General features: G+C 54.0%; 24 protein-coding genes, 3 tRNA genes and 1 pseudogene. 15 read left to right on the plus strand and 13 right to left on the minus strand.

Annotated features, from left to right (window positions below):
• Positions 1 to 9: 9 nt before the first annotated feature.
• From CGL_RS11135 to CGL_RS11145, 3 genes are read right to left on the minus strand one after another with little or no spacing between them, the layout of a single operon-like run.
• Positions 10 to 801 carry an ABC transporter ATP-binding protein gene (locus CGL_RS11135; RefSeq protein ID WP_003856990.1) on the minus strand — a complete coding sequence of 264 codons (792 nt, stop codon included), beginning with the start codon at positions 799 to 801 and terminating at the stop codon, positions 10 to 12.
• A gap of 3 nt (positions 802 to 804) precedes the next feature.
• A complete protein-coding gene (locus CGL_RS11140; protein WP_003856992.1) occupies positions 805 to 1,695 on the minus strand; it encodes an ABC transporter permease in 891 nt (296 codons plus the stop codon).
• Positions 1,692 to 2,684, minus strand: a complete 993-nt coding sequence (locus tag CGL_RS11145) for an ABC transporter substrate-binding protein (RefSeq protein ID WP_003856994.1) — start codon at positions 2,682 to 2,684, stop codon at positions 1,692 to 1,694. The genes CGL_RS11140 and CGL_RS11145 overlap by 4 nt, the downstream gene beginning before the upstream one ends.
• Positions 2,685 to 2,968: 284 nt before the next feature.
• Here CGL_RS11145 and CGL_RS15710 point away from each other — a divergent pair.
• Positions 2,969 to 3,067: pseudogene (locus CGL_RS15710) on the plus strand (DUF1707 domain-containing protein); the annotation flags it as partial.
• 28 nt (positions 3,068 to 3,095) lie between these two features.
• Here the strand turns inward: CGL_RS15710 and CGL_RS15715 are convergent.
• Positions 3,096 to 3,377: a hypothetical protein gene (locus tag CGL_RS15715; protein WP_011014986.1), complete on the minus strand. Its 282-nt coding sequence runs from the start codon at positions 3,375 to 3,377 to the stop codon at positions 3,096 to 3,098.
• A gap of 17 nt (positions 3,378 to 3,394) precedes the next feature.
• Between CGL_RS15715 and CGL_RS15720 the strand changes: the two genes are divergently transcribed.
• Positions 3,395 to 3,769 carry a hypothetical protein gene (locus CGL_RS15720; protein WP_003856997.1) on the plus strand — a complete coding sequence of 125 codons (375 nt, stop codon included), beginning with the start codon at positions 3,395 to 3,397 and terminating at the stop codon, positions 3,767 to 3,769.
• A 27-nt stretch (positions 3,770 to 3,796) separates the two neighbouring features.
• Here the strand turns inward: CGL_RS15720 and CGL_RS11155 are convergent, their stop codons facing one another.
• Entirely contained in the window at positions 3,797 to 4,759 is a 963-nt protein-coding gene (locus tag CGL_RS11155) for an alpha/beta fold hydrolase (RefSeq protein WP_011265913.1), read from the minus strand.
• A 93-nt stretch (positions 4,760 to 4,852) separates the two neighbouring features.
• On the opposite strand from CGL_RS11155, the gene CGL_RS11160 reads away from it, so the two are divergent.
• The 3 genes from CGL_RS11160 to CGL_RS11170 are packed head-to-tail and all read left to right on the plus strand — an operon-like array spanning position 4,853 to position 7,058.
• Entirely contained in the window at positions 4,853 to 5,146 is a 294-nt protein-coding gene (locus tag CGL_RS11160; RefSeq protein WP_003859586.1) for an acyl carrier protein, read from the plus strand.
• 36 nt (positions 5,147 to 5,182) lie between these two features.
• Positions 5,183 to 6,010, plus strand: a complete 828-nt coding sequence (locus CGL_RS11165; RefSeq protein ID WP_003859582.1) for an HAD-IIA family hydrolase — start codon at positions 5,183 to 5,185, stop codon at positions 6,008 to 6,010.
• Positions 6,011 to 6,023: 13 nt separating this feature from the next.
• Positions 6,024 to 7,058 carry an App1 family protein gene (locus CGL_RS11170; protein WP_011014988.1) on the plus strand — a complete coding sequence of 345 codons (1,035 nt, stop codon included), beginning with the start codon at positions 6,024 to 6,026 and terminating at the stop codon, positions 7,056 to 7,058.
• A gap of 558 nt (positions 7,059 to 7,616) precedes the next feature.
• Here the strand turns inward: CGL_RS11170 and CGL_RS11175 are convergent.
• From CGL_RS11175 to CGL_RS11190, 4 genes are all read right to left on the minus strand, one after another.
• The gene (locus CGL_RS11175; protein WP_003857008.1) at positions 7,617 to 8,045 is read right to left on the minus strand and encodes a hypothetical protein; all 429 of its coding nucleotides are present in this window, start codon (positions 8,043 to 8,045) and stop codon (positions 7,617 to 7,619) included.
• A gap of 321 nt (positions 8,046 to 8,366) precedes the next feature.
• Positions 8,367 to 9,176 carry a serine hydrolase domain-containing protein gene (locus CGL_RS11180; protein ID WP_003857011.1) on the minus strand — a complete coding sequence of 270 codons (810 nt, stop codon included), beginning with the start codon at positions 9,174 to 9,176 and terminating at the stop codon, positions 8,367 to 8,369.
• Between the two features lie 81 nt (positions 9,177 to 9,257).
• Entirely contained in the window at positions 9,258 to 9,716 is a 459-nt protein-coding gene (locus CGL_RS11185; protein WP_011014990.1) for a DUF4274 domain-containing protein, read from the minus strand.
• A 45-nt stretch (positions 9,717 to 9,761) separates the two neighbouring features.
• On the minus strand, positions 9,762 to 10,325 hold the full coding sequence (locus tag CGL_RS11190; RefSeq protein ID WP_011014991.1) for a hypothetical protein: 564 nt from the start codon (positions 10,323 to 10,325) through the stop codon (positions 9,762 to 9,764).
• A 24-nt stretch (positions 10,326 to 10,349) separates the two neighbouring features.
• Here CGL_RS11190 and CGL_RS11195 point away from each other — a divergent pair, with 24 nt between their 5' ends.
• Both CGL_RS11195 and CGL_RS11200 read left to right on the plus strand, forming a co-directional pair.
• Positions 10,350 to 10,592, plus strand: coding sequence for a hypothetical protein (locus tag CGL_RS11195; RefSeq protein ID WP_011014992.1), 243 nt, complete (start codon positions 10,350 to 10,352; stop codon positions 10,590 to 10,592).
• A 21-nt stretch (positions 10,593 to 10,613) separates the two neighbouring features.
• Positions 10,614 to 11,159 carry a hypothetical protein gene (locus CGL_RS11200; protein ID WP_011014993.1) on the plus strand — a complete coding sequence of 182 codons (546 nt, stop codon included), beginning with the start codon at positions 10,614 to 10,616 and terminating at the stop codon, positions 11,157 to 11,159.
• Here the strand turns inward: CGL_RS11200 and CGL_RS11205 are convergent.
• Positions 11,156 to 11,584 (minus strand): hypothetical protein, encoded by a 429-nt coding sequence (locus CGL_RS11205; protein WP_011014994.1) that lies wholly within the window; start codon positions 11,582 to 11,584, stop codon positions 11,156 to 11,158. The genes CGL_RS11200 and CGL_RS11205 overlap by 4 nt on opposite strands.
• Positions 11,585 to 11,779: 195 nt before the next feature.
• Between CGL_RS11205 and CGL_RS11210 the strand changes: the two genes are divergently transcribed.
• The gene (locus CGL_RS11210; RefSeq protein WP_011014995.1) at positions 11,780 to 12,124 is read left to right on the plus strand and encodes a hypothetical protein; all 345 of its coding nucleotides are present in this window, start codon (positions 11,780 to 11,782) and stop codon (positions 12,122 to 12,124) included.
• A 50-nt stretch (positions 12,125 to 12,174) separates the two neighbouring features.
• Here the strand turns inward: CGL_RS11210 and CGL_RS11215 are convergent.
• Positions 12,175 to 12,251: transfer RNA gene (locus tag CGL_RS11215), tRNA-Ile, on the minus strand.
• A gap of 150 nt (positions 12,252 to 12,401) precedes the next feature.
• Here CGL_RS11215 and CGL_RS11220 point away from each other — a divergent pair.
• The 5 genes from CGL_RS11220 to CGL_RS11240 all read left to right on the plus strand — a co-directional run bounded on the left by CGL_RS11220 (position 12,402) and on the right by CGL_RS11240 (position 16,586).
• On the plus strand, positions 12,402 to 13,952 hold the full coding sequence (locus CGL_RS11220) for an alkaline phosphatase D family protein (RefSeq protein ID WP_011014996.1): 1,551 nt from the start codon (positions 12,402 to 12,404) through the stop codon (positions 13,950 to 13,952).
• Positions 13,953 to 14,032: 80 nt separating this feature from the next.
• Positions 14,033 to 14,105 (plus strand) — tRNA-Asn (locus CGL_RS11225).
• 138 nt (positions 14,106 to 14,243) lie between these two features.
• Positions 14,244 to 14,316, plus strand: a tRNA-Asn gene (locus CGL_RS11230).
• A 133-nt stretch (positions 14,317 to 14,449) separates the two neighbouring features.
• Entirely contained in the window at positions 14,450 to 16,288 is a 1,839-nt protein-coding gene (locus tag CGL_RS11235) for a glycoside hydrolase family 15 protein (RefSeq protein ID WP_011014997.1), read from the plus strand.
• Positions 16,289 to 16,343: 55 nt separating this feature from the next.
• Positions 16,344 to 16,586, plus strand: coding sequence for a hypothetical protein (locus CGL_RS11240; protein ID WP_011014998.1), 243 nt, complete (start codon positions 16,344 to 16,346; stop codon positions 16,584 to 16,586).
• 1 nt (position 16,587) lies between these two features.
• Here CGL_RS11240 and dnaG read toward each other — a convergent pair whose 3' ends face one another.
• A complete protein-coding gene (dnaG, locus tag CGL_RS11245; protein ID WP_003857029.1) occupies positions 16,588 to 18,489 on the minus strand; it encodes a DNA primase in 1,902 nt (633 codons plus the stop codon).
• Between the two features lie 39 nt (positions 18,490 to 18,528).
• On the opposite strand from dnaG, the gene CGL_RS11250 reads away from it, so the two are divergent.
• Positions 18,529 to 19,023 carry a ribonuclease gene (locus CGL_RS11250; RefSeq protein WP_003859561.1) on the plus strand — a complete coding sequence of 165 codons (495 nt, stop codon included), beginning with the start codon at positions 18,529 to 18,531 and terminating at the stop codon, positions 19,021 to 19,023.
• Entirely contained in the window at positions 19,024 to 19,269 is a 246-nt protein-coding gene (locus CGL_RS11255; RefSeq protein ID WP_003857033.1) for a hypothetical protein, read from the plus strand.
• 57 nt (positions 19,270 to 19,326) lie between these two features.
• Here CGL_RS11255 and glmS read toward each other — a convergent pair whose 3' ends face one another.
• Entirely contained in the window at positions 19,327 to 21,198 is a 1,872-nt protein-coding gene (glmS, locus tag CGL_RS11260) for a glutamine--fructose-6-phosphate transaminase (isomerizing) (RefSeq protein ID WP_011015000.1), read from the minus strand.
• Between the last annotated feature and the right edge of the window lie 285 nt (positions 21,199 to 21,483).

Consider the following 21,483-nt stretch of genomic DNA (forward strand, 5'->3'; position numbering starts at 1 on the left):
AAGCTCTTTTTAGCCGAGGAACGCCTTGTCAGACAATGTTGCGCCCTTGATGTTGGCGAACTCCTGCAGCAAATCGCGCACAGTCAACTTCGACTTGGTAGCCTGATCTGCCTGGTAGACAATCTGGCCTTCATGCATCATGATCAGGCGATTGCCCAGGCGAATTGCCTGTTCCATGTTGTGCGTGACCATAAGCGTAGTCAGATTTCCATCTGCCACGATCTTTTCGGTCAAGGTGGTCACAAGCTCTGCACGCTGTGGATCAAGCGCTGCGGTGTGCTCATCCAACAGCATGATTTTAGGTTGAGTAAAACCAGCCATCAGCAGGGACAATGCCTGACGCTGACCGCCAGAGAGCAAACCAACTTTGGCAGTGAGCCTGTTTTCCAGACCCAGCTCAAGGCGCTCAAGTTCCTGCTTGAATTGCTCACGGCGCTTCGAGGTCAGTGCAAAGCCCAATCCACGGCGCTTGCCGCGCAGCAACGCGATGGCCAGATTCTCTTCAATGGTGAGATTCGGCGCGGTGCCGGCCAGAGGATCCTGGAAAACGCGGCCGATGTAGCGGGCACGCTTGTGCTCTGACATCTTGTTTACCTTGTTGCCGTCGATGGAAATCTCGCCGGAATCAACAAGCAAACGGCCAGAAACAGCGTTGAGCAGCGTGGATTTACCCGCACCGTTAGAACCGATGACGGTGACAAAATCGCCCTCAGCCATATCGAGTTTGAGCTGCTGCAACGCGCGGCGCTCATTCACAGTGCCGGGGAAGAACGTCTTAGAAATTCCGTTGATGGATAACATGTCTTAAGCCTCCACTGCTACTGGTTGCTTAGGCTTCGGTGCCTTGGAGAACTTCGCACGCCACCTCGGCAGCAGCATGGCGACAACCACCAAGATCGCAGAAATTGCCTTCATATCGTTGGGGTCAAGGCCAACGCGCAGTGCTGCGAAAATGATCAGGCGGTACGCGATGGCACCGACGATGACAGCCAACACAGCCAACCACACGCGACGCTGACCGAAGATGGCCTGGCCCAAAATAACCGATGCGAGACCGATCACGATGAGGCCAATACCCATCGAAATATCTGCGAAGCCCTGGTACTGAGCGATGAGTGCACCGGCAAGACCAACAAAACCATTGGACAGGGAGATGGTGAGGATTTTGGTGAAATCCGTTGAAACACCAAAGGACTGCACCATCGGCCCGTTGTCGCCGGTGGATCGCAGCGACAGTCCGATATCAGTGTTGAGGAACCAGATGACGATGAGTCCCAAAATTCCCACTGCAACGGCGAGGATCGCCGGGCCTGCCCATGTGCCGAGGAGGCCGGCGTCGCGAAGCGGGGTGAAGAGGTTATCGGTGCGCAACAATGGCACGTTCGCGCCACCCATGATGCGCAAGTTAACCGACCACAACGCAATCATGGTCAAAATACCTGCGAGCAAACCATCGATCTTGCCCTTGGTGTGCAGCAAACCGGTGATCATGCCAGCGATAAAGCCAGTAACGAAACCAGCGGCAGTAGCCATAAGGGGAGGCCAGCCAGACATAAGAGCTGTCGCAGCTGTTGCCGCGCCAGTGGTCAGGCTGCCGTCAACGGTGAGGTCGGGAAAGTTGAGCACACGGAACGTCAAATAGACGCCCAATGCGACAACTCCGTACAACAATCCGAACTCAAAAGCGCCGATCATACGCGTTCGGCCTTATCCAAAATCTCTTGAGGGATCTCCACGCCCTGGCGCTCTGCTGCATCTTCGTTGATCACGTAGGTGAACTCAGTTGCAGTCTCCACAGGCATGGTTGCTGGGTCTTCGCCGTCCTGCAGAATACGCAGAGCCATCTCACCAGTCTGGCGGCCAAGCTCGGTGTAATCGATACCCAGGGTTGCCAGTGCGCCACCCTCAACAGTGCCGGACTCAGCGCCGATCACAGGGATCTGCTTCTGCTCAGCAACCTGAACCAGAGAAGAAATACCGGAAACAACCATGTTGTCAGTTGGAACGTAGATGACATCAACATCGCCGAGAGCTTCAACAGCCTGCTGAATCTCGTTCACGGTAGTGACAGTCTGAGTATTAACGGACAGCCCCAGTGGCTCAGCAGCCTTGGTGACCTCATCGACCTGCACCTGAGAGTTGACCTCACCAGACGCGTAGACGATGCCGATGGACTTTGCGTCAGGAACCAGCTGCTGCAAAAGCTCCAACTGCTGCTCAATCGGTGCGATATCAGAAGTACCGGTGACGTTTCCGCCAGGTGCTTCATTAGAATCCACCAGCTCTGCCGACACTGCATCGGTAACTGCGGTGAACAGGACTGGGATATCAGTGATATTCTGCGCAGTTGCCTGTGCTGCTGGAGTTGCAACAGCCAACACGAGATCCAAATTGTCAGAAGCGAACTGCTGAGAAATAGTCAGTGCAGTGCCCTGCTCGCCGTTAGCGTTTTGCTCATCAAAGGTGACGTCAACGCCTGCCTCTTCAAAAGCTTCCTTGAAACCAGTGGTCGCTGCATCAAGTGCAGGGTGCTGAACAAGCTGGTTGATGCCAACTCGGTAAGAGTCGCCACCTGCAGCATCAGTGGAGGTGGAGCTGTCACTGGAATCGCTTGAGCACGAAGCCAACGCCAAGGCGCCAACAGTAAAGATGCTTGCGAGTACCTTCGAACGGGAAGAAAACATGGCACATCTCCTTAAAGTGTTATTTTCAAAAAGGGGCAGACAGCGTCAACACATGTCTCGGATAAAGAACCATATGTGAAATGTCTCATGATTTAAACTACTTGTTCTACCAGTCATATGCGCAATTCCCCCTGGATATCCCGCAGGACATGGACAAAATGGGTGGATAGCGGGTGCACCAATTCAATCTTTTAGAGGCCCTAGACACCGCGGTTTCCTTAATCGATCATTAAAGAGGGATCCTCTCCCCTAACAAACCTCCAAAGACTAGAGTGGGGAACACCATGAACGTTTCCTCAAATAAACCCAGTGACTCTGACCGCGAATATCTTCAATCAGAACTCACCCGGCTCGTTGGCCAGGGGCGACTCGATCTAGATACTTACCAAGACGTGGTTGATACCGTTTGGTCTACTGATGATCTAGGCGAGTTGATGAGGATCCGTGCCCGCTTCCTGGGAGGGCCGCAGGTTTCGCAGCAGCGGCCCCAGCAGCCGCCACAGCATTATGGACAACCCGGCTACGGCCAATCACCTCAATATCCACCGCAGCAGCCTCCGCATAATCAGCCCGGCTATTACCCCGATCCCGGCCCTGGCCAGCAGCAACCACCGATGCACCAGCCACCAACGCGTCCAAATCAATATCAGCCTGGCCCACAAGGTGGAATTCCAGTGGGTGGCCATCTGCCACAACCAGGTGCAGGGCACATGCCGGAACCAGAAACCTCCACGATGGGCTCCATCCAAAAGTCCGGTGAATGGCTCGTTCCTGCATATTCGGCATACAAGCTCAACGGTGCTGACCTTTTCTTAGATATCCGCCATGCCACCGCGGCTGCTCCTGTCATTACCTTTGATGTCAACATGACCATGGGTTCTATGACGCTGATTGTTCCACCGGGTGTGTATGTGGAAGTGCAGATGGCTTCCAAGAACTGGTCGGATTTCAAGGTTCAAACAACCAATCCTCTCCCCGGTGCTCCCCGAGTGTTCATCACTGGTGTTGCACGCGCATCAGGGTTGAAGGTTTTCACCAAGCATCCTCATGAGCCTTTTGGGTTCTGGCAGAAAATGTTTGAGTAGCCTCGGGCCACGCCCGAACCAGGTTCCTCAGCCCAGCCCGTCCAAAATGTTGCCGATCGCATTATTGAGGATTCCTGGCGCTTCAAGCGGAAGCATATGACCTGCTCCTTCTGCGATTTGAAGGCGTGCGCCGGGCCAGACTTCGCAGATGCGGTCGGCTTGGCTAATTGGGGTGACATCATCTAATTCGCCGGCAAGGACGTAGCCTTTGAGGCCTTCCAATGCTGGTGCGGCATCGAGTTCGTCGTGTTCTTGGAGGTCGTCGAAGAAACCGACGAAGGTATCCAAGGGGGTTTCGTGGATCATGGCGGCGTGGAAATCGATGACTTCATCGTTTGTGTCTCGTTGGAAGACTGCGGTGGCCAGGGTGGGGGCTAGAAATGTGGTGGCGTATTGGCGGAATTTTTGGGCATCGTTGGGGGCTGCTTCGACGGCGTTTTTGATGTTGTCGGCAAGGGGTGATGCCAGGACTTGTGGTAGACCTTGGGTGGATAATGATTCGATCGATGTGGCGACTAGAACCATGCCGACGATCCTCTTCCGAAGTGAGTGATCTGCCCGTTTAACCAGGTTAAGTGCCGTGAGTCCGCCGAGGGAATGCCCAACCAAAATGAGCGGGCCGGTCGGTGCGTGTTCGTGGATGGCTGCGAGAACATCGTTCGCTGTTCCTTCGATGGTGCAGAGCTCTGGGCGGATCTGGCCGGTGGCGCCGTGGCCGCGGGCGTCGATAAGCACGCTTTTAATATTTGGGTAAAAGGTTTGTAGGTAGTCGACCTGCATGTAATACACTTCGGCGGCGAGGGTGAAGCCGTGGATGAACACGACCGTTGCCGTGGCATTTTCGGCATGGCCAACCATGTACGTGTGGATGCTGAGGCCGTCGGAGTCCACGATGGTGTGGCGGTCGACGTGTTTTAGACCCGGGGTACGGTTTTTGCTAAATGCTGCGCCACGCTCCAGGAGGAGTTGCCTGCGACCATTTGGCGTCATCTTTAGCCTTGCTTTATGAGCTTTTCCCCGCAATGAGCCGCGTTGTGTATCCATAAGTCTTAGCCTACAAGCGCTTTGAGGTAGTTTGGGATCATGGATTTCAACGACAAAGCCGCTTCAGAAAACGCTGTAAAGACTGGCGCAGAAGGCCCCAACGTTTTCGCGAGCGTGGCCAAGATTTTGCAGGATGTTGGCGGAATTTCAGCCGAAGACGTCACTCCGGAATCTCGTTTTACTGAGGATTTGGCAGTGAGCTCACTCAATTACATCGAGTTGATTGTCAATGCGGAGGACGCATTTGGTGTTCGCATTGAGGACGCCGATGCCAAGGATTTGACCACCGTGCAGGATTTGATTGACTTTATTAACACCAATAAGGCTGATTAGCGGGAAAATTTCGCCCAAAACAGGGACAATGGTGTTATGACAGTGAACATTTCATATCTGACCGACATGGACGGCGTCCTCATCAAAGAGGGCGAGATAATTCCGGGTGCAGATCGTTTTCTTCAGTCTCTCACCGATAACAATGTGGAGTTTATGGTTTTGACCAACAACTCCATTTTCACCCCGAGGGATCTTTCTGCACGTCTTAAGACTTCCGGTTTGGATATCCCGCCGGAGCGTATTTGGACTTCTGCAACCGCCACTGCTCACTTCCTGAAATCCCAGGTCAAGGAGGGCACAGCCTATGTTGTTGGCGAGTCCGGTCTGACCACTGCGTTGCATACCGCGGGTTGGATTTTGACGGATGCAAATCCTGAGTTTGTTGTCCTGGGCGAAACCCGCACATATTCCTTCGAGGCAATCACTACTGCGATAAATCTGATTTTGGGTGGCGCTCGCTTTATTTGCACCAACCCGGATGTCACTGGACCTTCACCAAGTGGCATTTTGCCTGCTACTGGCTCTGTCGCCGCACTTATTACCGCAGCTACTGGCGCTGAGCCTTATTACATCGGCAAGCCAAACCCTGTGATGATGCGCAGTGCGCTGAACACCATCGGGGCGCATTCCGAGCACACTGTCATGATCGGCGACCGCATGGACACCGACGTGAAATCTGGTTTGGAAGCCGGCCTGAGCACCGTGCTGGTTCGAAGCGGAATTTCCGACGACGCCGAGATCCGCCGCTACCCCTTCCGCCCAACTCACGTGATCAATTCCATCGCCGATCTTGCCGATTGCTGGGACGATCCTTTCGGTGACGGTGCATTTCACGTACCAGATGAGCAGCAGTTCACTGACTAGTATTCTGTAGGTCATGGCATTTGCAGACATTGTGCGCAGCGTCGAAAACCGCACCAACGCAGCGACCCTCAACTGGTCCATCAAAAATGGCTGGAAGCCCGAAGTCACCGGATTTTCCGGGTACGGCTCCGGGCGTCGAGTGCGCGTCCTTGCGCGCGTGCTCATGTCCAACCCCGAAAATTTGCTTGTCGACGCCCCCTCCCAATCAATTACCCAACAAGCACAGCGCGGTTGGCGCCAGTTCTTCACCATCCAAGTGCCCAACCTGCCAGTAACTGTCACCGTTGGTGGGAAAACAGTTACCTCATCCACCAACGACAACGGCTACGTTGACCTCCTGGTGGAAGACCACAACCTTGACCCCGGCTGGCACACCATCCAGATCCAAGCCGAAGGTTCCACCCCCGCCGAAGCCCGCGTCCTCATCGTGGAAAACACCGCCCGAATCGGACTCATCTCCGACATCGACGACACCATCATGGTCACCTGGCTTCCCCGAGCACTCCTCGCCGCATGGAACTCGTGGGTTTTGCACACCAACACCCGCAAACCAGTCCCCGGAATGAACCGCTTCTACGAAGAACTCCTCAAAGACCACCCCGACGCACCCGTGTTCTACCTCTCCACCGGCGCATGGAACACCTTTGAAACCCTCCAAGAGTTCATCAACAAACACGCACTCCCCGACGGCCCCATGCTGCTCACCGACTGGGGACCAACCCCCACAGGACTATTCCGCTCAGGTCAAGAGCACAAGAAAGTCCAACTGCGCAACCTGTTTATCGAATACCCCGACATGAAATGGATCCTCGTCGGCGACGATGGCCAACACGATCCCCTCATCTACGGCGAAGCAGTCGAAGAACACCCCAACCGCATCGCAGGCGTTGCAATCCGTGAGCTCTCCCCCGGCGAACATGTGCTCTCCCACGGAACAACTGCGTCACTGTCCACCATCACGACCAACGGGGGCCAAGGAGTCCCAGTAGTTCACGGCCGCGATGGATATGAGTTGCTGCAGCGCTACGAGACGAAGCCGTTCGCCTGAGTCCTACTGGGTGTCTCATGAACCAAACCGGGTGACCAGCGTCGCCTTAATTTTGGGTTCCTCGGTCACCTAGTTTGGTCCTTGGTTGCGTTCGCGTATGGCATAAATGGGCACTGACTATTTTTGGGGCGGGGCCCCGAGGTAAAAGGCGATTTAAGAGGTTGAGATCCCCAAATAGGCTTTTGGTATGGAGGACGCCCGTTGAGGCTCTTAAAACCGATTCTGAGAGACCTCGGCTTTGTGACCAGTGGGACAGATGAGATTCCTGCGAGCTTGCTGATCAAGAACTCACCACAATTGTGTGGCCAGACCGTCAAATCGAACATATTTTTGCACTAACTAGACCCAAACTTGCAAAAACCCACCACAAACACTGTCTCGCCAGCAATCTGTGGTGAATTTTCGCATAATTGTTCGACCAAGAGTCCGACGGTAATCAACACGTCACAAACCACCCCACAAAGTGCGCCAAAAACCCGTGGGGCCTCCCTCTTCCTCTAGAGAGGCCCCACGGGCTGGTCTATTTACACCCCGCCGAGCTAAAGAATCACTGGCTTTCTAGTCAACGATTCGCAGCTCAACTTCAAAACGGTATTCATCAGCCAGAGATTCCAGCACTCCTCGAAGTTTGTCGAGTTCGCGTGGAGTTCCGGTGATCACCTCTCGACACTCAGTGAGGCCAAGTTCGAATGGGTCACGGCGCCATGCAGTGAACCATCGTGCGGTGAGCGGGTCCCTGTTGGAGCCGGACAGCTCCGAAGGACTCGGAATACACACAACCATTGCGGATTCCACGGTCTGACGCAGTTCCTTTGGCATTCCGCTGATTTCTAGAACAGCGGTATGCATTGGGAGGGCTACATCGTCGATGGATTCTTCGATGGTAGTTTTCAGTTGGGGCAACCCCATGTCTTCCCAGAAGTCTGCCGTGAGCAAATCCGCCTGATGACGGGTCCGGGTTGGCACGGTTAATGCATTGTTCGTCATGTTCGGTTTCCTTCGGCAACACTTAACTGCCTTCAATTCCCGCACACATATACAAGTAGATATGTGCAGTTACTAAAGGAAGTAAGACGAGGTTCGTCTTCCCCAACGGCCTCGAGCTCGCTTCAAAATCCCTTGAATGACTACACAGGCGATTGTGGTTGAGTAAGTGGACCCCGGCAACCCTCAACTTAAGCTTTATCCCCCATTTACTAAAGCTAAAGTTAAGGTTTAAACTTCATAACATTTCGGACATTTTCCCACGTCACAGAAGTAACATCTGTAACACTGGCCATAATTAAGCACCGTAATTACGGCAAAAGTTTATGAATTTAACTCGGCCCAGACTTCGTCATTGAAGGCAGTCCACAACGGTTTAGCCCAAGGACCGAAATTTCGGTCAGTCAAAACAACCCCGACTTGACCTGAGCCTGGAACAGTCCAAAAGAATGTTCCCGACTGTCCAAAGTGTCCAGCAGTGTTCTCCGGCATCAAGTCACCTGTCCAGTGCGGCGACTTCTGTCCCTTAATTTCAAAGCCCAATCCCCACGGACACGGCTTCTGCATGCCATAACCGGGGACGGTGCCAATCAGTTCCGGGAATTGCACCTGGAAAGCCTCTGCAAGGGTTTCTGGTGAGATCAGAGTTGGTGCGGTGAGCTCTTGGCCGAACTTGGTCAGATCAGCCACTGTGCTGCGCGCCTCGTGGCCCGCAGAACCCCATAGTTCAGAGTTCTCCATTCCCAAAGGCTCGAACACAGCCTCGCGGAGATACTCTGCAAACGGCATTTCAGCTTCAGCGGCAACAGCATCCGCCAAGATGTCCATGCCAGCAGAGGAGTAAATGCGGCGCTCCCCCACTCCCTTTTCCGCTACCGGCTTATCGAATGCCACGCCGGAAGCATGTGAGAGCAGATGCCTCACTGTGGATCCTTCAGGACCCATCGGTGAATCGAGCTCAAAAACACCTTCTTCGATGGCAACAAGGAAACCGTAGGTGGCCAGGAGTTTTGTCACACTCATGAGTTCAAAAACACGATCGACGTCGCCGTAAAAGTGCACGGCGCCGTCGGAGATGACACTGGCCGAAACATTGTCGACAGGCCAAGATTCAAGCGTCTTAAAACTCTGCATGGAGACAGACCTTAGCAACTAATCTGTTAAACCCCTGGCAACACAACGATGTATGTTAAGAAATTTCTTCTACAACCTTTTTTATAGCTCTGGTTGGAGGAAAGCTTCCTCGAAATTCTTGAGCGCAAATTTGGTTTTCCCGGCGCGGATTTTGCGCTGACGGTCGGTCAAAGAAGGGTCCTCGAGGTTGAAAAATCCCGTGTCGAAACGGTTGGCGCCCCGAGGATAGGTCTGCTTGCGGAGCCCTTCGACCAGTGTGGTGCAGTAGTCCATGATTCTGTCGAATTCTGCTGGGTCGTTTTCTGCGGTGCTGGCGTACAACTCGGCGATCGCTGATTCTTCGTCGGAGTGGTGGATTTGGGCGGTTTCATCGATGTCCCAAAACAGGCGAAGGGCTAGCGCTCGGTCGCATTTGGGGTGTCGGACTACTGCAAGGGGAACCGCGAAGCCGTCGTCCCAGTTGTATTCGTTGATGATTTCCCACAGTGCGGTTTCATCGGAGAGGTCCGCGATTTCGGCAGGCAGGTTTGCTTGGTTCATGGCGAGGATCCTCCATTTTTCCGCGACGGTTTCCACCGAGTGTAATTACGTCGATAAGCGTGCTTGTAAATAGGCGCGCAAGTCCGGCGCGTGGACGTGCTCGTTCTCAAACGCCCAGATCTCAGGCTCGGGCGCGGCGAAGACGAAGTAGGCGCGGTTGTAGGGCGCGCGTGCAAGTGCGTCGAGCGAGAACAGCGCGCACCGGGCAGGGTCGAGCGGGCGATTTTGCTTATCGACGAGCACCCCCACCCGTTCAAACTCATTATCCAGAAGATCCTGCAAATGAAGGCGAGGGTCGGTGAGATGATCGAGGTAGTCATCGGGATCAATGACGTTTCCCAAGGCCTCACTGTTTGTCCAGGATCGGGCGTAGCTATAGAACTCCGTCAGCTGCGGGCTAAGCGGTAGCTTTGTGTGCCCGTCTAAAGCCGTGAGATACGCCGGCGGTTGGTTCGCTGGGCCGCACAGTAGTGGTCCGAATTCTGCAGCCCATTCCGCTTGCTCGGGAGAAAATCGGAGGGCATCCAACGTGTCGGTGATCGACACGGTTTCTGCAGCATCCTCAAGGACTTGGATCCAGCCGTCGCCAAAAGAGACCGTATGGCTCATGGGCTTTATTGTATTCTGGCGGGCGTGAATAACACTCCCGCATGGCTCGTTACCCAAGATGATTCCGAGGATCTGGGTTTTGCGTTCGATTGCCTCATCGTTGATGCAATCACTCTTGATGAACTCAAAGAATGGATTTATCGAGTCATCGTGGAAATGGATGAATTCCCAGACTATTTGATCGACATCACCGATGTCAGTCATAAGCACGATCTTATTCTTGGCTACCAGGATATTGTTGGTTTTTGGCCCTACTCGACACTATAACGCACCGAGGAAACTGCATTGGTGGGAATTGCTTACGCCCGTTTCCCTGATACCCGCGACGATTCCATCAGCCGCGGCAAAGCACGATCAGCGTTGGAGAAATCCACGGGCCTTAAAGAGCGTTTCGCGCGTCATTTTCCTGCAATTTCCATACCTGTCGATACGGGTGATGCTGCAGATATTCTCGTATCGGGTTGGTGGCTTTCAGGTTCTAAAAAGAAGATCCTGACTGCAGCGGAAATCCAGACCTTATTTATCAACCGATTGGCCACAGGTCCATTGAGCACTCAATTGGAAACTGCTACCGGGTTGAAACTGCAGGTGGTGACCAATCGAGAGCGTATGAAGATCACTCTCATTGAACCCAAAGGCACATCAGGACATGCCATCGACCCCCAAGCTGGCAAGGGTTCAAGGGGTGGCTTCCTCCTGGACAATGGCCAAGAAGATGAATACGACGATGTCGACACCGTCACAATCCCCGATGCACTCAATGTCATCGGTTACATTCTTACCCATGGAACTCCACCTCAAGAAGGCTGGAAGGTAGACGTGTTGGAGCGTTAGTCCTCGATGAATTCTTCTCCCATCACGATCGCCTGCTGAATTTCTTCTGGGCTAGCTTCTGCTGCTTCGCATAGTTTTTCCAGCGCAACAACGATATCTTCGCGCACCCCGGCATCAATGAAATTCTTCTTTGCGGCGAGCTGGTTGATGCTTGCGATGAAGCTGCGCAGGGTTTCTTTTAAGGGATCCTGGTCTGGGGTCTTTGTTGAGGCTCTCATGGTTCGAAGGGTCTCTTTGTAAATATTTCCAGCCTTTTTCGCAGCAGACACCGGGATATGAGGATTATCGCCCCAGTGTCTCAGCGGATTATCGATATTTTCCGCCAACCACTCGGGCTTCCGCGGACCGCGAATATCAACCCACGCATCGATGCGCGGTTCAAAACATGCAGAATAGTCACCTGCGGAAAACCCTTGGATGCTCATTCCCCCAAAAACTACTACGGGTGTGAATCCAATGTGCACGAATACTATTCGCAGAACTGCCTGACGAATAAAAGCCGTATTGCGACTACATTGAGATCCAAGAAATTTCGCACCTCAGGAGTAGCGATACTTCGTAAATTTGGGAAGAAGGAGTAGCCACATGACGTTGATCGACCTCACTGCTGGAGTGAGCGCATGAGCGATTCACCGTGCACCGTCGTCATCCTGAACCGCACAGCTACTGCGACTTCCATCCTGAGAGATATTAAAGCCCTCACCGGTTACGGCCTGTCTGAGATCAGGTCGCGCATCGTTGCGGGACTTCCCGTCGTGATCGAGGAGATGTTCTCAAACGCCTGGTACGACGAACGCGCACAACTGTTGCTGGCACTGCTGACCAAATGGCAGAACGAAGGAATCACATTCGAGATTCGGGAAGTCGCTGAGGATGATCCCATCGAAGCAGGGGCATTGATCTCTCTAGAAGTGCTGCGAAACATCATTGAGCCAGACGATAATGAATCGAGGGACGGTATCTAGTGGTGAACGTAAACCCCCGGCCAGACGACCGGGGGTAAAACATTCAATATTGGTGGGGCCACCGGGGCTCGAACCCGGGACCAATGGATTATGAGTCCACGGCTCTAACCGACTGAGCTATAGCCCCTACCGCTGCACGTTCATGCAACGAGAATCAGTATAACTAGGTCCACTTTCTAATTTGAATTAAGCCCTCTTCAATTTTCCGCTTTCGCTGCGAGGTGTGCCAATGTGGCGCATTATTTAATGCATACTCGGCGCTATTTTGAGGAGCCTCATGCCACAGTTAAGCAGACGCCAGTTCTTGCAGACAACCGCCGTTACTGCAGGTCTAGCCACTTTTGCGGGCACACCTGCACGCGCTGAAGAACGCCAATTCCAGCATGGCGTGGCTTCCGGGGACCCCACCGCAACCTCTGCCATTTTGTGGACTCGGCTGACCCCAATTCCCGACGCCACACCTGGAAGTGGCCTTGGCCCCGACTCTCCTGTCACCTGGGAAGTCTCCCCCACTCCTGATTTCGCCAGCATCACGCGCTCGGGAACCGTAATCACCTCCGCAGCAAGCGATCACACCGTCCACGCGCACGCCACGGGTTTGAGCCCATCCACCCGCTATTTCTACCGCTTCATCTCCTCCACCGGCGAGGTCTCCCCTGTGGGGCGCACGCAAACAACATCGCTTGTCGACGCTCCCCTCCCGCACCTTCGCTTTGCCCTTGCGTCGTGTGCCAATTGGGAGGCAGGATTTTTTGCCGCCTACGGCGACATCGCCCGGCGCGCTGACGCCGGCGAATTGGAGATGTTGATTTTTTTGGGTGATTACATCTACGAGTACGCCACCGGTATGTTCGCCGGAAAGGACGGTGTGGTGCGCCCGCATCAGCCTCTTCATGAAACCATCACGTTGGAGCACTACCGCACTCGTTATGGCCATTACCGCAGTGACAATCACTTGCAGGCAGCGCATGCGGCGTTGCCGTGGATTGTCATGTGGGATGACCATGAGTCGGCCAACAACTCTAATCGTGAGGGCGCGCAGAATCATTCCGCTGATGAGGGTTCGTGGGTGGATCGTCAAAATGCTGCTCGGCAGGTCTTTTTGGAGTGGATGCCGATCCGCCAGGAGGACACGCTCTATCGTTCCTTCACTTTTGGTGACCTCGCCACGCTGTCACTTCTTGATCTTCGAAGTTTCAGAGATCCAGCACCCTCCCAGCAACAGTGGCTGGAGGGTCAACGTGCGGACACCATGATGGGGTCGCAGCAGTTTGAGTGGCTGAAATCCAACGTGGAACACACCACCACGACGTGGAATATCATCGGCAGCTCAGTGATGTTTGCCCCCATGGCAATTACCGGGCAGCCTCTTTTCCAGATCCCTGAACCTATTCCCGCCAATTTGGATCAGTGGGACGGCTACTCCCGTGAGCGCGACCGACTCCTAGCTGTACTTGCCGATTTCGCCACTCCAACGCTTTTTCTATCTGGCGATATCCACTCCGAATGGGCAAACGCCATCCGGTTTAATGGTCGAGAAATCGGTGTCGAGGCAGTATGCAGCTCCATCACCTCAGCTAATGTCAACGACTTCGCCAAACTCCCTGAGGACAATCCGGTCTCCCTGCAAGCGGAACAAGTAATCCGAGCCAACAGTTCGCATGTGCGCCACGTTGATCTTGACGCCCACGGCTACGCCACGGTGAATCTCACCCAAGATGGCGCGCACATGGTCTGGCACCGCGTCGCCGATCTCTCCCTTCCGGACTCAGAAGTTGCTCCGGCAATTGCACTTGAGTGGAAACCAGGCGTCGGATTCACTACTTGAGCTGCTGATTTGTAGGTTTTAAGACCTTGAAGATATAGTTAATTCTCGTTGCAAGGAACCAGATTCCAAGCAATGCTTATTCCTCCATAGCTCAGTTGGCAGAGCATTCGACTGTTAATCGAAGGGTCACTGGTTCGAGCCCAGTTGGAGGAGCAAATTGAAACCCACTGTTTTTTAACAGTGGGTTTTTTGCATGTTCCATACAGTTAACGAACCCCAATTTTGTAACTTCCACTCTCCTAGCTATGATGAGTACTCGTTGCAAGGAAGTAATTTCTTTCCAATACTTATTCCTCCATAGCTCAGTTGGCAGAGCATTCGACTGTTAATCGAAGGGTCACTGGTTCGAGCCCAGTTGGAGGAGCAATACACACAGCCCGCCGTTTTTCTTAAAACGGCGGGTTTTGTTGTGGAGGGGCGCGTCGAAAAGCAATTTTTTTTCCAAGATAGCTCACTTTATTGGAGTCACCTGGCCTGAAATCCTCTACTCTGGGCGCATGACCATTCCAGGAGCTTCCACACAGACTGATATCCCTCTGGACACACTTCTTGAGGATTACGCGCTACTGTCAGACACTCACACCGGCGCTCTGCTGTCCAACATGGGCAGTTTGGACTGGTTGTGCCTGCCTCGTTTTGATTCCCAAGCCATGTTCACCAGGCTGCTTGGTGATCGCGAGCACGGACACTGGAGTTTGCGTGTCCCAGGTGGTGAGGTGATCAGCCAAAACTACCTCGGCGATTCCTTCGTGGTGCAGACCGTGTGGCGTTCAGAGACCGGTACTGCCCGGGTTGTTGATTTCATGCCAATTCACGGTCAAGAACAACCCGATATCACCGACCTGGTGCGCTCTGTGCACTGCGTGGAAGGCGAAGTGGATGTGGAATCGATCCTGCGCCTGCGTTTTGATTATGGCGAGTCCACTCCGTATTTCCGCACCAGCACTGTCGACGGCATCAGCATCGTGCAGGCTGTCGCCGGCCCCAATGCGGTATATGTTCGTGGACCTGAGATGCCACACCGCCCTGCAAAGGATTGTCACAGTGGCACCTTCCACCTGACGGCCGGCGAATCCGTGGAATGGGTTCTCACCTGGGCACCGTCGTTCGAACCGCATCCCCCCATGCCGGATTACACCCGCTCTTTGGAGAGCACCTTGAGCTTCTGGGCATCATGGGTTGAAGAGCTCCCCCACCAGCGCCTCTACGACGCTGAAGTCCGCCGCTCCATGCTCGTACTGCGCGCCTTGACCGATCTACAAACCGGTGGCATCGTGGCCGCACCGACCACCTCACTACCAGAGGATTTCGGAGGCATCCGTAACTGGGACTACCGCTACGTGTGGCTGCGCGACTCCGCACTCACCATTGAAGCCCTCGTGGAATACGGATTCTCCCAAGCAGCCCTCCAATGGCGCACCTGGCTGCTGCGCGCCATCGCAGGCGACCCGGAAAACCTCCGCATCATGTATGGCCTCGGCGGCGAACGACACCTCCCTGAACGCGAACTCCAACACCTGCGCGGATACGAAAACTCCGTGCCTGTTCGCGTTGGCAATGGAGCCGCCGAACAATACCAAGCAGATGTCGTCGGCGAAGTAATGGTCGCGCTTGAAACCATCCGCCGCGCCGGGTGCCTCGAGGACGAATTCTCCTGGGGCATGCAAAAAGCCATCCTCGATTTCCAAGAAGCCAACTTCGACCGCAAGGATCAAGGCATCTGGGAAATGCGCTCCGAACCGCAATATTTCACCCACGGCCGCGCCATGATGTGGGCCGGCTTCGACCGCGGCATCAAAGCCATCGAAGAATTCAACCTCGACGGCCCCATCGAGCGCTGGCGTGAACTCCGCGCCAAACTCCGCGAAGAAATCATGACCAACGGCTTCAACGAAGAGATCCAATCCTTCACCCAGTGCTACGACAACACCCAAGTCGACGCCTCGCTGCTTCAGCTCGCCCAAATAGGCTTCATCGGCTTCGACGATCCAAAAATGCTCAGCACCGTAGCGCGCATTGAGCAAGAGCTTCTCGACGCCCACGGCTTTCTTCACAGGTACCACACCGACGGGTCTGACGGCCTTGCCGGCGACGAATACCCCTTCCTCATCTGTTCATTCTGGCTGGTAGAACAATACGCAAGCTCCAACCGCCTCGACGAGGCCAAAGAAAAGATGAACCGCATCCTTGCCGTCCAAAGCCCACTTGGCCTACTGGCTGAGGAATACTCCACCCACCATGGCAGGCTCGCTGGAAACTACCCTCAGGCCTTTTCCCACATTGGTCTGATCAGCGCTGCCCGTGCCATAAATTTCGAAGAAGCGCGAAACAGGTAGAGTCTAAGGTGTCATTCTTGGTACAAGTTTTATATTTAGGGAGAGTTATCCACACATGATCCAGTTAGTGATAGGCGCTGCAGCAGGCTACGTGCTTGGCACAAAGGCCGGCCGCAAGCGTTACCACCAGATCAAAAAGGGATATGAGGCAGCGATTAACTCCCCTGCCACCAAATCTGCAGTAAACGCCGCCCGCAAAGCCATTGCCAACAAGCTGGATCCGCAGCCCCGCATGAAGGAAGTAAAAAACCTGCGGACTGCGGACGGGCATGAAGTCCTCGAGCAAGACCAGGACTAAATTACCCTCTAAACGCCCGGGCCAACAGCTCCCGGCGCGCCTGTTCCAGGGCAACCAGATCGGAAAACAGCGAGTTGTAGGCTTGCTCATCTTCAGACGGACGCATTCTTTGCAGCTGTCCTTTCAAGATGGCGATCTGGTTGCCCACTCGTGTTTCCTGCAGCCTGGACAACACACCATCGGTATATGATTCCAGGTCTTGCGCTTCCACCTCGATGGGTTCCATCGCCAGCTCTGACACCAACGACGTGCCCAAAATATCAGTCATATTTTCCGATACGGCAGGCAACCAATCAGTGCCATCGAGGGCACGTTCACATCCCCCAGCAGCCGAAATGGCATCGCGTACCATGCGGTAGGCAGGGTTGGTGAAGCTATCGGTTGGCAGTCCATCAAAGTACGATCCCGCGAGCTCCGGATATTGCAGGGCGATCTTGAGTGATTCCCGTTCCTGCCACAGCACAGGGTTCCGCGGATTAGGCAGCGCCATGGTGGGTCGCAGGCTTTGATCCTCGAGCGGTTGATCGAAACGCTTTGCACGCACAGGCTTCTTATCGCGCTTGGGGCGACGTGCTTCCTCGTGAACCTGACGCAGCACCTCTGAAGGATCAGACCAGCCGACCCAACCAGACAGCAGGCGGGCGTATTCAGACTGCAGCGTCTTATCGCGAATATCCGCCACGATGGGGACTGCCCGACGAAGCGCAGCCAGACGGCCTTCCACGGTGTCGAGGGTGTATTCGCTGATGATCGATTGGATGACGAACTCAAACATCGGGATGCGTCGTGCCACAAGATCACGCACCGCCGCATCGCCACGCTCAAGGCGCAGATCACACGGATCCATGCCGTTGGGTGCCACAGACACAAATGATTGTCCTGTGAACTTCTGATCGCCCTCAAAGGCACGCATGGCGGCCTTCTGGCCGGCCTCATCACCATCGAAGGTGTAAATCAGTTCACCGCGGAAGTAGTTATCATCCAGCATGAGTCGACGAAGCATCTGCAAGTGTTCTTCACCAAACGCAGTGCCACACGATGCCACGGCTGTATCAATGCCCGCGGCATGCATGGCCATCACATCGGTGTAGCCTTCCACCACTACTGCTTGGTGGCCAGCTGCAATGGCCTTCTTTGCAGAATCTAGACCAAAGAGCACCTTGGACTTTTTGTACAACAACGTCTCAGGCGTATTCATGTACTTGCCCATTTTGTCGTCATCGAAAAGCTTGCGGGCGCCAAAACCAATGACATCACCAGACAGGTTCTTGATCGGCCACAGCAACCTGCGCTGGAACTGATCAATCGGACCGCGCTTACCCATCTTGCTTAGACCGGCAGCTTCTAATTCCTTGAACTCAAAGCCCTTCTTCAGCAAATGCTTGGTCAAGGTATCCCAGCCGGCAGGCGCATAGCCACATTCGAAATGATAAATGTGCTGCTGTCCGAATCCACGCTGCAGCAAAAACTCCCTGCCAGGTTGTGCTTCGGGGGTTTCTAATTGCTCGCGATAAAACTGGTGCGCAGCCTTATTAGCCAAAATAAGGCGCTGGCGAGTTCCAGGTTCCTCACGGCGCCCCGGGCCACCACCTTGGTAATTGATCTGATAACCAATTTTCTCCGCACACACTTCCACAGCCTCAGGGAAAGAGATGTGTTCCATCTCCATGAGGAAGGAGAACACATCTCCACCTTTGCCGGTGGAGAAACAGTGGTAGTAACCACGGTTGGGGCGCACATGGAACGATGGTGTTTTTTCATCTTTAAAGGGAGAAAGCCCCTTGAGCGAATCAGCACCTGCCGATTTCAGCTGCACATAATCACCCACGATCTCCTCGATCGGGGTGCGCTCGCGGATTGCCTGAATGTCACTTTCCGGAATACGTCCCTTTGCCATGACCATCACTTTAGCCCGTCCCTTTAGTGTGCCTATATTGGTTGTATGCAAAACAGCAAGAAGACCCTCGGCGGAGTGCTCGGAGTCATCGTTGTCCTCGCTGCTGCATGGTTTGGAATTGATCTGTCCACTTCAGGTGAAGCCACCAGCCAAGCATCAAGCTCAGCAACTACTACCACTATTACTAGCTCTAACACTCCAACATCTGAGTCCATCTCCAGCAACAGCGACTTAGACGGTGACAGCTGCTCCATGAGTGAGCTGCCACAAGAAGCTGATGAGGTGGTCGACGATATCCTCGCCGGTGGTCCTTTTGATTACCCAGACAATGACGGCGTGCGCTTTGGAAACTACGAAGGCGTACTACCGAAAGAGTCCAGCAACTACTACCGCGAATACACCGTGGAAACCCCAGGACTTAGCCACCGCGGTCCACTGCGCATTGTCACCGGTGGATCAAACCCAACTGATCCAGAGGTGTGGTACTACACCTCAGATCACTATGAAACTTTCTGTGCCATCACCGATGCGGAGAACTAAATGAATATCGTCTTGCAGGGATCGTTTAGCACTCGACAGGAGTTCTTTGATCTCCTCGGTGCCGCTGCCTGGGGTGTGGAACGACCAGCGCCAACCAATCTGGACGGCATGGTCGATCTGATCCGGGAAACTGGACTGGACACAATCACCGTCAAAGGTCACTGGCTTGTACCGGCAGAGGAAACAGAACGGATTGAAGAAGTCTGCGATGATCTAGGCGTTGATCTGCGCTTCAACCGTCGCTAAAAACACCACAAGTGCCGCCCCTTGGGGCGGCACTTGGCGTCGAGAAGCGAAATCTTTTTATTCGACGGTGACAGACTTTGCCAGGTTACGAGGCTGATCCACGTTGTAGCCCTTTGCGGTTGCCACAGCGCACGCAAAGATCTGCAGAGGCACGGTGGACAGCAGAGGCTGCATCAGGGTTGGGGCCTGAGGAATGCGGATGATGAAGTTGGCGTAATCGTTGACAGCCTCATCGCCTTCCTCTGCAATCACGATGGTGACAGCGCCACGTGCACGGATCTCCTGAATGTTGGAGACAACCTTGGAGTGCAGGGAATCGCGACCACGAGGTGAAGGCACGATAACGAAGATCGGCTGGCCTTCCTCAACCAAAGCAATTGGGCCGTGCTTGAGCTCGCCTGCAGCGAAACCTTCAGCGTGCAGGTATGCGATCTCCTTGAGCTTCAACGCACCCTCAAGCGCAACTGGGAAACCAACGTGGCGGCCCAGGAACAGCACAGACTTAGCATCTGCCATATCTTGGCCAAGCTTCTTGATCTGCTCTTCTGCATCGATGACCTGCTGAATCTTCTCAGGCATCTCACGCAGGCTGTCCAGAATGGAAGAAACCTCATCAGCGAACTTGTTGCCGCGCAGCTGAGCCAAGTACAGGCCAAGCAAGTAAGAAGCAGTGATCTGAGCCAAGAACGCCTTGGTGGACGCCACAGCGATCTCAGGGCCAGCGTAGGTGTACAGGGACGCATCTGCTTCACGTGGAAGAGTGGATCCAACAGTGTTACAAATAGCAACAACCTTGGCACCCTGCTCACGTGCGTGGCGAACAGCCATGAGGGTATCCATGGTCTCGCCGGACTGGGACAATGCCACAACAAGGGTCTTCTCGTTGAGGATTGGGTCGCGGTAACGGAACTCGTGAGCCAGCTCCACCTCGGTTGGGATGCGGCACCAGTGCTCAATGGCGTAACGAGCAACCTGGCCTGCATAAGCTGCAGTACCACAAGCAACAATGACGATCTTGTCGACACTACGCAGAATAGCTTCATCGATGCGCAGCTCATCAAGAACGAGCTTGCCATCTTCATCAAGACGGCCCATCAGGGTATCGCGAACAGCTGCTGGCTGATCGTGGATTTCCTTCTCCATGAAGGAACCGAAGCCACCCTTTTCAGCAGCTGCAGCGTCCCACTCCACGTCGAAAGGCTTGCCAACTGCTTCTGATCCATCAAAGTTGGTGATGGCGTAATCATCAGCGGTGATGGTAACAACCTGGTCATTAGCCAGCTCTACAGCCTTGCGGGTGTAATCAATAAAGCCAGAAACGTCAGATCCGAGGAAGTTCTCGCCCTCGCCGACGCCGATAACCAAAGGAGAGTTACGACGAGCTGCAACGATGCGGTCATCGTGATCAGCATGAATAGCTAGCAGGGTGAAAGCACCCTCAAGGCGCTGACCGGTCAGCTGCATAGCAAGGGTGAGGTCACCGTTTGCCTGAGTATTGTAAATTTCAGCAAGCAAAGAAGCAGCAACTTCGGTATCGGTATCGGATACAAAGTTGTAGCCCTTAGCGGAAAGCTCAGAGCGCAGTTCCGCAAAGTTTTCGATGATGCCGTTGTGTACTACGGCAAGCTTGCCATTGGAAACAACGTGGGGGTGAGCGTTGACATCGGTTGGGCCACCATGAGTTGCCCAACGGGTGTGTCCAATTCCCAAAATAGAATCTGGAAGAGGTGCTTTAGCGATTTCTGCATCTAGTGCAGCAACCTTTCCGGCCTTCTTTCGGTAGCTAATCTCACCATTGGCGTGAATAGCAATACCTGCGGAGTCATATCCGCGGTATTCCAGGCGACGTAGTCCTTCAACAACTACATCTAGAGCAAAGTAATCACGGGAGTCGCCCGCTTGGCCAATATATCCAACAATTCCACACATGCGCATGACTTTACAACAACTTTTTCTCGATCACTTAATGGACGAGAATAAACAATCCACACAGCACACTGAGCTGGGAGGACCATAATTAAGTTGCAGCACGCAATGTGTTCAGGAACGAAAAACGCACTCCTCTAGTAGTGCGATTTTACGGTAGTTGGCAGCTTTTTTACGAAATCTTGAGAAGCTTAGGATTGAGCGGAAACTTCAGACAAGCACTGACCAACGGATGATTAGCAGTGACACCAGTCAGCTCAGAAACTAGAGCATCCGATGCTTCAGGGT

Origin of the sequence: Corynebacterium glutamicum ATCC 13032, assembly GCF_000011325.1 — a bacterium.
In the GTDB taxonomy this organism is placed as follows: Bacteria; Actinomycetota; Actinomycetes; order Mycobacteriales; family Mycobacteriaceae; genus Corynebacterium; species Corynebacterium glutamicum.

Excerpts from the sequence above, each read along its gene's own strand:
- CGL_RS15720 (WP_003856997.1), top strand. The coding sequence starts at position 3,395 with ATGCCGGAACCAGAAACCTCCACGATGGGCTCCATCCAAAAGTCCGGT.
- CGL_RS11160 (WP_003859586.1), top strand. The coding sequence starts at position 4,853 with ATGGATTTCAACGACAAAGCCGCTTCAGAAAACGCTGTAAAGACTGGC.
- CGL_RS11175 (WP_003857008.1), bottom strand. The coding sequence starts at position 8,045 with ATGACGAACAATGCATTAACCGTGCCAACCCGGACCCGTCATCAGGCG.
- glmS (WP_011015000.1), bottom strand. The coding sequence starts at position 21,198 with ATGTGTGGAATTGTTGGATATATTGGCCAAGCGGGCGACTCCCGTGAT.
- CGL_RS11220 (WP_011014996.1), top strand. The coding sequence starts at position 12,402 with ATGCCACAGTTAAGCAGACGCCAGTTCTTGCAGACAACCGCCGTTACT.
- CGL_RS11255 (WP_003857033.1), top strand. The coding sequence starts at position 19,024 with ATGAATATCGTCTTGCAGGGATCGTTTAGCACTCGACAGGAGTTCTTT.
- CGL_RS11155 (WP_011265913.1), bottom strand. The coding sequence starts at position 4,759 with ATGACGCCAAATGGTCGCAGGCAACTCCTCCTGGAGCGTGGCGCAGCA.
- CGL_RS11180 (WP_003857011.1), bottom strand. The coding sequence starts at position 9,176 with ATGCAGAGTTTTAAGACGCTTGAATCTTGGCCTGTCGACAATGTTTCG.
- CGL_RS11185 (WP_011014990.1), bottom strand. The coding sequence starts at position 9,716 with ATGAACCAAGCAAACCTGCCTGCCGAAATCGCGGACCTCTCCGATGAA.
- CGL_RS11235 (WP_011014997.1), top strand. The coding sequence starts at position 14,450 with ATGACCATTCCAGGAGCTTCCACACAGACTGATATCCCTCTGGACACA.
- CGL_RS11205 (WP_011014994.1), bottom strand. The coding sequence starts at position 11,584 with ATGAGCATCCAAGGGTTTTCCGCAGGTGACTATTCTGCATGTTTTGAA.
- CGL_RS11190 (WP_011014991.1), bottom strand. The coding sequence starts at position 10,325 with ATGAGCCATACGGTCTCTTTTGGCGACGGCTGGATCCAAGTCCTTGAG.
- CGL_RS11145 (WP_003856994.1), bottom strand. The coding sequence starts at position 2,684 with ATGTTTTCTTCCCGTTCGAAGGTACTCGCAAGCATCTTTACTGTTGGC.
- CGL_RS11250 (WP_003859561.1), top strand. The coding sequence starts at position 18,529 with ATGCAAAACAGCAAGAAGACCCTCGGCGGAGTGCTCGGAGTCATCGTT.
- CGL_RS11165 (WP_003859582.1), top strand. The coding sequence starts at position 5,183 with ATGACAGTGAACATTTCATATCTGACCGACATGGACGGCGTCCTCATC.
- CGL_RS11210 (WP_011014995.1), top strand. The coding sequence starts at position 11,780 with ATGAGCGATTCACCGTGCACCGTCGTCATCCTGAACCGCACAGCTACT.
- CGL_RS11170 (WP_011014988.1), top strand. The coding sequence starts at position 6,024 with ATGGCATTTGCAGACATTGTGCGCAGCGTCGAAAACCGCACCAACGCA.
- CGL_RS11135 (WP_003856990.1), bottom strand. The coding sequence starts at position 801 with ATGTTATCCATCAACGGAATTTCTAAGACGTTCTTCCCCGGCACTGTG.
- dnaG (WP_003857029.1), bottom strand. The coding sequence starts at position 18,489 with ATGGTCATGGCAAAGGGACGTATTCCGGAAAGTGACATTCAGGCAATC.
- CGL_RS11140 (WP_003856992.1), bottom strand. The coding sequence starts at position 1,695 with ATGATCGGCGCTTTTGAGTTCGGATTGTTGTACGGAGTTGTCGCATTG.
- CGL_RS11240 (WP_011014998.1), top strand. The coding sequence starts at position 16,344 with ATGATCCAGTTAGTGATAGGCGCTGCAGCAGGCTACGTGCTTGGCACA.